Below are 10,193 nucleotides of genomic sequence, written 5' to 3' on the forward strand. Positions count from 1 at the left end.
ACATCTTTCGATAGTAGCCTTTTTTGTGATGATAATTTTCGAGTTTAAACAGTCAACTTCTCAACTTGTTCACTCGTTATGTTTGTCCTTACATCTTGAAAGGAACCTCGTATTCTGTAGGCTTCTTCTTAAACAAGAATTCACCCTTTCTTACAGAAGCCAGCACACCGACACGTCTGCGGATGCAGTCCCATGAGCTGTCACCATCCAGAACAATAAAGTTGGCATCCTTGCCCTCTTCCAGTCCGTATTCATTATGGATGTTCAAACACTTAGCACCGTTGTAAGTAATCATATCGAAAGCATTTTCTACTTCCTCCGGACTTGCATACTGTGACAGGTGAATGGCATTGTCCAAGATATTCATCATATTACCGCTTCCCAATGGATACCATGGGTCGTTAATAGAGTCCTGAGCCAGTGCAACATTGATACCCATGTGCATGAACTCCTTCACCCGTGTCAAACCGCGACGTTTTGGATAAGTATCCTGACGACCTTGCAGGTATGCATTCTCTGTAGGACAAGAAATGAAGTTCATCTTGCTTCTCTTAAACATGTCGAACATTCTGTATGCGTATGAGTTGTCTGCCGATCCGAACGAACAAGTGTGGCTTGCCGTGGTCTTTGTGCCATAATCCTCCAGGTATACCAGTGCGTTAAGAATCTCTACGAACCTTGCCATGGTGTCGTCGGTCTCGTCGCAGTGAACGTCAATCAGCACGTTGTATTTCATGGCCATCTCTACAATATCGTGGATCGATTTCTCGCCAAACTCTCTCGCGGGCTCATAGTGTGGAATGCCACCAACCACGTCAGCACCCATCTTCAGAGCTTCTTCCACCAATTCTTTTCCACCCTTGTAGGTGTACATACCGTTTTGTGGGAAAGCTACCACCTGGATATCCACAATATCCTTCATCTCTTCTTTCAGTTCCATAAGAGCCTTGAAACCGATAAACTTAGGATCGGTGACGTCGGTCTGTGCACGAATAAACTGTACACCCTGTGATACCTCGTCCTCAATACCCTTGCGTGCCAACTTCTTCACGCCCTCTATGGTCATTGTTGCCTTATATTTGGGCCAGTTCTCGATAGCCTCGTAAAGCGTTCCCGATGCAGCGCCAATACCCTCCATCTCTGCCAGCGTGTAAACATAGTCCAAGTGCAAGTGTGGGTCTACGTAGGGAGGAAGCACAAACTTACCTTTCAGGTCAATCTCCTCGTCACATTTAGGTAGATTGTTGCCGATCTGAGCAATTTTGCCATTCTCCACAATCATTTCTGTTGCCTCACAGTTGCGATAGAATTTCGCATTAAAAAATTTTCTTTTCATAGCCATAATAATTTGATAAAAACCGTGTCTCAAATATAGCTATTTTTATTGACATTAGCAAGTTTTTAAGAAGATTTTTCCTTTTTACCGCAACTATACAACAGTGCAGAGCAAGTCGGTCGGGGCGACGCTATGATTACTTCTTTTTCGCTCCACCAAAACCTTTTTATTCAATAATAAGCTCGAGTTTGCTTCGCTTTCTTCTCGGAATGTGTTATCTTTGTCCATCGGTTTTCACCATTCATTGCGCCATCGTTGTTTCTTTTTGAATGGCCTTTCAAAAAAAATTGATGCGGTGAACGGGAAACTAAAATCAAGAATCCATGGAGTTTAGAACAATCGTCGACATACAGCCCTCCCCCTGGAAAATAGAGCCATGCGAGCGCATGCTGTTTGTGGGTTCGTGTTTTGCTGACAACGTCGGGAAGCGCTTTCAGGAGGAGAAATTTCGAGCAATGGTCAATCCATACGGCGTGATGTACAACCCGGCCAGCATTCTTCACACCGTAGAACGATTGCTGGCAGCCGGCGAGATGCCTTTCGAGGTCGATCGCCCGGGTACCGCAGTCTTTACCCTTGGCACCAACCACGTGTACATTCTCAGGGAAACCGGAGAGATTGTGGACAATTGTCGCAAGCGCCCCCAAAAGCTTTTTGAAGAAAAAGAACTAACCGTCGATGAATGTTCGCGCTATCTTGACCAGGCCATCAGACTCATTCACAAGCAGTTTCCACTCATCCGGTTCATCCTGACCGTTAGCCCCATACGCTATCGGAAATATGGATACCACGGCAGCCGACTCTCCAAGGCAACGCTGCTTCTGGCCATAGAGCAAACCATCGGGAATGCTCCCACTCCAACCGCCTATTTCCCCTCCTACGAAATCATGAATGATGAACTGCGCGACTATCGTTTCTACAAGCCAGACATGCTCCACCCCACCGACCAAGCCGTGGAGTATATCTATCAACGCATGTCCGAAACCTTTTTCTCACATGCCACATTCGATTTTCTCCAAGCGTGGAAACCTATTCGCGAAGCTCTCGCCCATCGCCCGTTCAATCCCGACAGCGAGGACTACAAAGTCTTTCTAAGAAAGGCAAAGGAACAGGAGAAAGCCCTTTTGCTACAATACAGAAAGGAATAAACCGCAGGGGCTTATTCCTTGTTATATAGTTGGCTGGGGGTGGCATCTGTATGCCCAAGAACGGGCCTAATGGTGCCGCCCAGCAATCTTGATCAGTATGCGTGCGTCACTCTTTGTTCTGACGCTTACGTTCCAAATGATCGAGTGTAATCTTCCGCATGCGCATGCTCTTCGGTGTTACCTCCACATACTCATCTTCCTTGATATACTCGAGACATTCCTCCAGACTCATCACCACCTTCGGCACAATGCGAGCCTTGTCGTCGGTTCCCGAAGCGCGAACGTTGGTGAGCTGCTTGGCCTTGGTCACATTGATAACAAGGTCATTGTCGTGAACATGCTCGCCTACTACCTGTCCGCCGTACACCTCCTCACCCGGGTCGATGAAGAACTTGCCACGATCCTGAAGTTTGTCAATGGCGTATGCATACGCAGTACCACTTTCCAAGGCTACCATCGATCCGTTGGTGCGACGTACAATTTCCCCCTTGTAAGGCTGGTATTCCTTATAACGATGAGCCATGATGGCCTCGCCCTGACTGGCGGTGAGCACATTGGTGCGCAGTCCGATAATGCCTCGTGACGGTATGTCAAACGTAATGTTCACACGGTCGCCCTCGGAATCCATACCGGTCAGTTCGCCCTTGCGGCGTGTCACCATATCCACCATTTTGCTCGAGAAATCTTGAGGCACATTGATGTCAAGTTCTTCAATCGGTTCACATTTCACCCCATCGATTTCCTTAAAGATAACCTGGGGCTGCCCCACCTGCAGCTCAAAGCCCTCACGACGCATGGTCTCGATGAGCACAGAGAGGTGGAGCACGCCGCGCCCACTGACAATCCATTTGTCGGTGGCATCCTCCGCACCCCTGATTCTCAAGGCTAAGTTTTTCTCTAATTCAAGTTTCAGTCGATCCCCAATCTGGCGAGAAGTGCAGAACTTGCCCTCTCGACCGAAGAGCGGAGAGTCGTTAATGGTAAAGAGCATGCTCATCGTAGGCTCATCCACAGCAATGGGGGGCAGCGGATCGGGATTCTCAAAGTCGGCAATGGTATCGCCTATCTCAAACTTCTCCAGACCCACAACGGCACAGATGTCACCGCTTGCCACCTCGTCGGTGCGCTTATGTCCGATACCCTCGAAAGTGTGAAGCTCCTTGATTTTGGTTTTCTGGGTGCTGCCGTCGCGATGGCAAATGGTAATGTTCATGCCGTCTTTCAATACACCGCGATGCACACGACCCACGGCGATGCGACCCGTATAGTTGCTGTAATCGAGCGATGTGATAAGCATCTGCGGCGTTCCCTCGATATATTTCGGAGCCGGAATCATCTCCACGATTTTGTCCAGGAGATATTCAATATTGTCGGTGGGCTGCTTCCAGTCGGCACTCATCCACCCGTTCTTAGCCGATCCATACACCACAGGAAAGTCGAGCTGATCTTCGGTGGCGTTGAGATCGCACATGAGGTCAAAAACCATCTCGTACACTTGCTCAGGACGACAGTTCGGCTTGTCTACTTTGTTCACCACCACGATGGGCTTCAATCCTATCTGCAGCGCCTTCTGCAGCACAAAGCGGGTCTGCGGCATGGGGCCTTCGAAAGCATCCACCAGCAACAGACAGCCGTCGGCCATGTTGAGCACACGCTCCACCTCACCTCCGAAGTCGGAGTGACCGGGCGTATCGAGAATGTTGATTTTGGTGTCTTTCCATCTAATGGAAACGTTTTTAGATAGAATAGTTATCCCTCGTTCGCGCTCCAAATCATTGGAGTCCAATACTTCGCCGCTGTTATCCTGGCCGTCACGGAACAGTTTTCCAGCAAGCATCATCTTGTCTACCAAGGTCGTTTTACCATGGTCTACGTGCGCAATTACTGCGATATTACGAATTTCTTGCATTGATTTACCTTAATATATGCTATACTTAACTGCTGCAAAATTACAAAAAAGATTGGATATAAGGGTTGAATACCGAATCTTTTTCGTAACTTTGCACCGCATTTACGGAAAGCCCGATGCATTTGATACCGTTTCAAGCTGTGATTAAGGCTTGTGTGCGGTGGAAAGATGTAATGATGCAACAATATTAATCAATTTTATACCAATGTATTTAGCTAAGGAAAAGAAGTCCGAAATTTTCGGCAAGTACGGCAAGTCCGCAACCGACACAGGCTCTGCAGAAAGCCAGATCGCACTGTTCACGTACCGCATTGCTCACCTTACAGAGCACGTTAAGGTTAACCACAAGGACAATGTGACCATTCGTTCGCTGACCAGACTTGTTGGTAAGCGTCGTGCCCTGCTCGACTATCTGAAGAAGCGGGACATCGAACGTTACCGTGCAATCATCAAAGCACTGGGACTTCGCAGATAAGACGAAAGACTCCAAGGCCACATCCTATGTTTCAGGATGTGGCCTTGTTCTTACAATTCACAATTATTCGCAAGCTCATCAACTCGTCACAATTTTCAATTCACAATTGGCTGACGCGTTGATTCTTCACTCTTCGCTCTTCACTATTCACCTTCCACCGTTTCTGTTGCAACAACTTGCTCAACGCGCAGCCTAATTTTGAATTGTGAATTATGAATTGTGAATTAGTAATCCCTCCGCTCGGCTTCGCCGAATCATAGAATATCCCGAGAATATCTTTTTATAGACATAAGGCTCATCGCAAAATATCTTTGCGTTTGCTTCGCAAACAATATTAGAATATCTTCACTACCCGCGCCAGCCCAATTATGAATGAAGAATGAAGAGTGAAGAACGAAGATTCAACACGCTGATAATTATGAATTACCAACGCGCCAGCCTAATTTTGAATTGTGAATTATGAATTGTGAATTAGTAATCCCTTATTTCCCGCAGGGGCTTCATGACAAACTCGCGCTCCTGCATTCTGGGATGCGGAATTGTAAGGCCAGGCTCATCCATGCGAATGTCATCGTATAGCAGGATATCGATGTCGATCGTCCGGTCGTGGTATTCGCCGTTTTTCGTTTTTTCCATGCGTCCCATTTCCTTCTCCACCTGCTTCGTTGCAGCGAGCACCTCATGCGGAGTGAGTGCGGTGCGGCAGGCCACACATGAATTGAGAAACCTGTTGGGTGAATCAAAACCCCACGGTTCGGTCTCAATGAGCGACGACTGCCGCACCACCCGACCTACACGCTCGCCCAGTCGCGTCACAGCCTCGCCGATGAGTTGCCGGCGGTTGCCGATGTTGGAACCCAACCCCAAATATACCATGTGCGAACGATCGGTTTGCATTTCCACTCAGGTAACAAAGAATCAGTCCACAATCAGCAGACTGTCGCCGAAGCAACCGAACTTGTAACCATGCTTCACGGCCAGGTCGTAGCACTCCATGACCTTCTCGTAGCCACCAAATGCTGCCGTCGCCATCACCATCGTGGATTCAGGATGATAGAAGTTAGCCACCATGCTGTCGGCCAACCCGAAATCGTATTTGGGGAAAATGAACTTGCTGGTCCATCCATTATACTCCTTCAGCATGCCATCAGTTCCCACGGCCGTCTCCGTGGCCTTGAGCACACTCGTACCGATGGCACACAACCGGTGCCCCTCCTTCCGGGTCCGGTTCACAATGTCGCAGGCCTTCTTGGTGATGATCATCTGCTCGGAGTCCATCTTGTGCTTGGTCAGATCCTCCACCTCGATCGGGGTGAAGTTGCCGAGTCCGCAATGCAGCGTGATAAACGCGGTATGTATACCCTTGATTTCCATGCGCTTCATCAGTTCGCGACTGAAGTGCAGTCCTGTGGCCGGAGCGGTCACCGCACCCTCGTTCTTGGCATAGACACACTGGAAGTACTCCGAATCCTCGGGCAGTGCGCGGGAACGCACGTGCATACCCTTCATCTCCGGATGCTCCGGACGTCCGTTCAGAATATAGGTTGGCAGGGGCATTTCGCCCAAGGCAAACAAATCCTCGCGGAATTGCTCATGCGAGCAGTCGTAGAGGAATCGGAGTGAGCGACCACGACTCGTGGTGTTGTCGTAGACCTCGGCCACCATCGTCCCCACTTCGTCGAAGAAGAGCTTGTTGCCAATGCGTATCTTGCGGGCGGGCTCCACGAGCACATCCCAGAGGTGCGTCTCGCGGTTGAGCTCACGCAAAATGAATACCTCGATCTTGGCATCCGTCTTTTCCTTTGTGCCGTAGAGGCGTGCCGGAAACACCTTGGTGTCGTTCAATATAAAAGTATCGTGCTCGTCAAAATAGTCGAGCAGGTTGCGGAAGTCTAAGTATTCGCCCTCGATGGGATTACCCTTGGCGTCTTTCCGATACATCTCTATTTCCCCCGTGGTGCGGTGCAGCACCATCAGGCGCGACTCGTCGCGGCGCGTAACGCGAATCGACCCCTTCGTTCCATCGTCGTTGGTAAATTCACGCATAAAACTGTGAGGATAGAGTGCCACAAGCTCTTCCGGCAACTTGAATTTGAATTGTGATAATTTCATATTGATTATTCCTTGTTATTTCTTGATGATTACTGGCCGCATGCCACGACAGCCTCGGTCGTTCATGCGATTCAGCCCAGCTCCGGCAGATGGTCCAGCCACGCTTGGAACTGGTTGAAATCGATGCAGTCCTCCACTGTGATGTCGCCTACTCTCGTGCGCCGCAGTTCCGTCAGGAAGGCGCCGCTGTCCATCGCACGACCGATGTCACGTGCCAACGCCCTGATGTAGGTACCTTTTCCGCAGACCACCCTGATGGACATACGATGCGTTGCGGCATCAAAGGCGGTGAGTTCGATTTGATCTATCCGTATTCTCTTGGGTGCCAGCTCGACGTCCTGTCCCATGCGACGCATGTTGTAGGCACGCACGCCCCCCACCTTGACGGCACTGTAGGTTGGCGGCACCTGGTCGATATCGCCTTCAAACTGCTTCAGCACCTCCCGCACCATGTCCTCCGTGATGTGTCGGCAGGGGTAGGTGTGGTTCACGGTGTGCTCCCGGTCGTAGCTGTCGGTCGTGGCTCCGAGCTGTAGCGTCGCCGTGTATTCCTTGGTATGGGCCTGCAGGGTTTCGATTTGCTTGGTGCATTTCCCTGTGCACAGCACCAACACGCCCGTGGCCAAGGGATCGAGCGTGCCGGCATGTCCTATTTTGACTTTGCGTCCCAACTTGCGCGAGAGCAGGTAGCGCACATGCGCCAGTGCCCCGAAGCTCGACATGCGGTAAGGTTTGTCTATGGCAAAGATTTCGCCCTTGATAAAGTCCATCGGCTCCTTAGTCTACCATGACCAGCGACTGTCCAGACAGCAGCATGACAAGAATGATTCCCCCAACGATGATGCGGTACCAGCCAAAGGCCTTGAACCCAAACTTCGTGATGAAACCCACAAACCACTTCATGGCCAGCATGGCCACAATGAATGCGACCACACTGCCCACGATGAGCATCGTGATGTTGTGTGGCGTGGCCCACGTGGCATCCTCGCCAAACATCTCGATGAGGTCGAGCAGCGTGGCTCCGGCCATGGTGGGCACAGCCAGGAAGAACGAGAACTCTGCGGCATGCTTGCGCGTGAGCTTCTGCTGCATACCACCCACAATGGTGGCCATGCTTCGACTCACACCGGGCACGACGGCCAGGCATTGGAAACATCCGATGAGGAAGGCGCGCTTGCACGTCACCCTGTTCTCATCGCGACCGCCGTTGAAGATTTTGTCGCAAAACAACATGAAGACACCGCCCACCACCAGCATGATGGCCACCACGGTCACGGAGTCGAGCAACCAGGCAAGCAACCCACTCTTCTTGGCTGCCAAGCCAACAACGACGGCCGGCAGCACACCGACGATGAGCAGGCCGTAGAATTTCAGTTTGTCGGACAGCTCCTCGGCATTGCGCATCTGGAAAAAACGCTTCCAATACAGGCATACTACCGAGAGGATGGCACCAAACTGTATGATAAACGTAAACGCATGTACAAATGGGTCTCCGGGCTGCACACCCAGCAGGTTCTGCGTGATGATCATGTGACCCGTAGACGAAACGGGGAGAAACTCTGTGAGTCCCTCCACGATGGAGATAATAATGGTTTGAAACAGATCCATTCCTGCCGCGCGTTAGTTTTCTTCCGGAGTTTCGACCTCAGGATGCTTCTCCTCGCCGGTCATGGGCACGGCAACGCCGCTGTCGGCACGATGCCGGGGCCTGTGAGCCACGGCATAAATCATGGAGACAAACCCAATGAAACATACCACGGGTGCTACCTTGATGCGTCGCACGCTGAAAATGTCGGCATTGAAGGCCTCTTCTGTCGAAACCCCGCCACTCATCAGAATAAACCCGATGACAACGATTGCAAAGCCGATGACCAACCATATAAAATTGGAGCGGCCCAATGCTAAATTTCTTCTATCCATGATGTTTTGCGTTTATGCTTTTTGAAATAACGGTATTAAATCTTGTAGAGTTCGCCGGCCTTCATCTTCAGGAACTTGTTCACCGAGATGCTGGCACACAGGGCGGTAATAACAATGCCAAAAAAGATCACGGCCGCGCCCGTGAGCGCCATCTCACGCCAAGTGACAATCGTCAGGATCTCCGGTTCATAACGATAGAGCGCATAGATGCAGCCTGCCAGGAACAGATTGGCCAGCACAGCTGCCAAGAGTCCCGTCAACACAGCCCGGCGCACAAACGGCCGACGAATGAAGCCCCACGAGGCGCCAACCAATTTCATGGTGTGAATGGAGAAACGGCGGGCATAGATGTCGAGCCTGACAGTGTTGTTGATAAGCGAGAATGATACAAAGGTGAGCAGGATGGCCAGCACGAGCAGTCCCAGTCCAATCTTGGCCAGATTGCGGTTCACGGCATCGATAAGGTCGCGCTGATAACTGATTTCGGTCACCTTGGAATATTTCTTCAGCTCGGGAGCGATCCACACCAAGGAGTCGTTGTTGGCATAATCACTTTTGAGCGTGAGATCGATCGACGACGAGAAGGGGTTGACACCATCCGTAAACTCGGACGGATTGATGCCCATCTCCTTGGTGGCCTCGGCCAGAGCCGCCTTCTTGCTGATAAAGTGGACATCCTTGATATATGGTTTTGTGCCCAGTCCCTTGCACATGGCCTGTGCCTCGGTGTCGGTCATGTCATGTTCGAGCATCATCGTCACCACGAGGTTCTCCTTGACATACGACGACAGGTTGCGCCCGGTCAGCGTGGAGAACACATCCAGCCCAAGCAAGATCAGCACCAGAGCCGTGCTGATGCACAGGGTAACGGCCTGCAGGCCAGAGCGCCTGCCGGTTTTCTTACGATTCTTTCCCATCTGAGAATTAGAGATAGTCATGTAAATTTTGTACAAAAGTAACAAAATACTAACAAACGAGCAAACCTTTAACGAGCATTAACGAAATCGCAGCGGCACAGGCTACGATTCAGCAACCGCGCAAGGCTAACTTACCCTCCTACAACGGTGGAAGGGTATTCGCGGCATGATGTTGTGCTGCTCCTCAAAAAGTTTAGCGGACAGTAATATTATTCATATCAAAAACTCTTCAATGAATTTGGTAATTTGGAGAATACGCGGTAATTTTGCAAAAATAACCGACTTAATAGATGTTAACTTTTAGTAAAGACAAGAAGGTTGTTGATGTTCTAAGGAGGGATATTGAAAAGACAGAGACAGGTACGCTGTTCTTTAA

The 10,193-nt window shown here is 50.3% G+C and carries 10 protein-coding genes; 2 read left to right on the forward strand and 8 right to left on the reverse strand.

Annotated elements, in window-relative coordinates; genetic code table 11:
* Positions 1 to 88: 88 nt before the first annotated feature.
* Positions 89 to 1,336 carry an amidohydrolase family protein gene (locus HMPREF0645_RS01980; RefSeq protein WP_044123225.1) on the reverse strand — a complete coding sequence of 416 codons (1,248 nt, stop codon included), beginning with the start codon at positions 1,334 to 1,336 and terminating at the stop codon, positions 89 to 91.
* A gap of 323 nt (positions 1,337 to 1,659) precedes the next feature.
* Here HMPREF0645_RS01980 and HMPREF0645_RS01985 point away from each other — a divergent pair, with 323 nt between their 5' ends.
* Complete coding sequence (locus HMPREF0645_RS01985; protein WP_007173148.1) at positions 1,660 to 2,484, forward strand: GSCFA domain-containing protein; 825 nt, start codon at positions 1,660 to 1,662, stop codon at positions 2,482 to 2,484.
* A gap of 106 nt (positions 2,485 to 2,590) precedes the next feature.
* On the opposite strand, the gene typA is transcribed toward HMPREF0645_RS01985, so the two are convergent.
* A complete protein-coding gene (gene typA, locus HMPREF0645_RS01990) occupies positions 2,591 to 4,393 on the reverse strand; it encodes a translational GTPase TypA (protein ID WP_007173149.1) in 1,803 nt (600 codons plus the stop codon).
* A 205-nt stretch (positions 4,394 to 4,598) separates the two neighbouring features.
* Here typA and rpsO point away from each other — a divergent pair, with 205 nt between their 5' ends.
* A complete protein-coding gene (rpsO, locus tag HMPREF0645_RS01995) occupies positions 4,599 to 4,868 on the forward strand; it encodes a 30S ribosomal protein S15 (protein ID WP_007173151.1) in 270 nt (89 codons plus the stop codon).
* A 471-nt stretch (positions 4,869 to 5,339) separates the two neighbouring features.
* On the opposite strand, the gene folK is transcribed toward rpsO, so the two are convergent.
* The 6 genes from folK to HMPREF0645_RS02025 all read right to left on the reverse strand — a co-directional run bounded on the left by folK (position 5,340) and on the right by HMPREF0645_RS02025 (position 9,817).
* Positions 5,340 to 5,765, reverse strand: a complete 426-nt coding sequence (gene folK / locus HMPREF0645_RS02000; RefSeq protein ID WP_007173152.1) for a 2-amino-4-hydroxy-6-hydroxymethyldihydropteridine diphosphokinase — start codon at positions 5,763 to 5,765, stop codon at positions 5,340 to 5,342.
* 21 nt (positions 5,766 to 5,786) lie between these two features.
* Positions 5,787 to 6,980: a tRNA preQ1(34) S-adenosylmethionine ribosyltransferase-isomerase QueA gene (gene queA, locus HMPREF0645_RS02005; RefSeq protein ID WP_007173153.1), complete on the reverse strand. Its 1,194-nt coding sequence runs from the start codon at positions 6,978 to 6,980 to the stop codon at positions 5,787 to 5,789.
* 71 nt (positions 6,981 to 7,051) lie between these two features.
* On the reverse strand, positions 7,052 to 7,750 hold the full coding sequence (gene truB, locus HMPREF0645_RS02010; RefSeq protein WP_007173154.1) for a tRNA pseudouridine(55) synthase TruB: 699 nt from the start codon (positions 7,748 to 7,750) through the stop codon (positions 7,052 to 7,054).
* A 7-nt stretch (positions 7,751 to 7,757) separates the two neighbouring features.
* Positions 7,758 to 8,588: an undecaprenyl-diphosphate phosphatase gene (locus HMPREF0645_RS02015; protein ID WP_007173155.1), complete on the reverse strand. Its 831-nt coding sequence runs from the start codon at positions 8,586 to 8,588 to the stop codon at positions 7,758 to 7,760.
* 12 nt (positions 8,589 to 8,600) lie between these two features.
* Positions 8,601 to 8,900 carry a DUF3098 domain-containing protein gene (locus HMPREF0645_RS02020; RefSeq protein WP_007173156.1) on the reverse strand — a complete coding sequence of 100 codons (300 nt, stop codon included), beginning with the start codon at positions 8,898 to 8,900 and terminating at the stop codon, positions 8,601 to 8,603.
* Positions 8,901 to 8,935: 35 nt separating this feature from the next.
* Entirely contained in the window at positions 8,936 to 9,817 is an 882-nt protein-coding gene (locus tag HMPREF0645_RS02025; RefSeq protein ID WP_044123137.1) for a cell division protein FtsX, read from the reverse strand.
* Positions 9,818 to 10,193: the final 376 nt, after the last annotated feature.

It is taken from the genome of Hallella bergensis DSM 17361, assembly GCF_000160535.1.
Classification (GTDB): Bacteria; Bacteroidota; Bacteroidia; order Bacteroidales; family Bacteroidaceae; genus Prevotella; species Prevotella bergensis.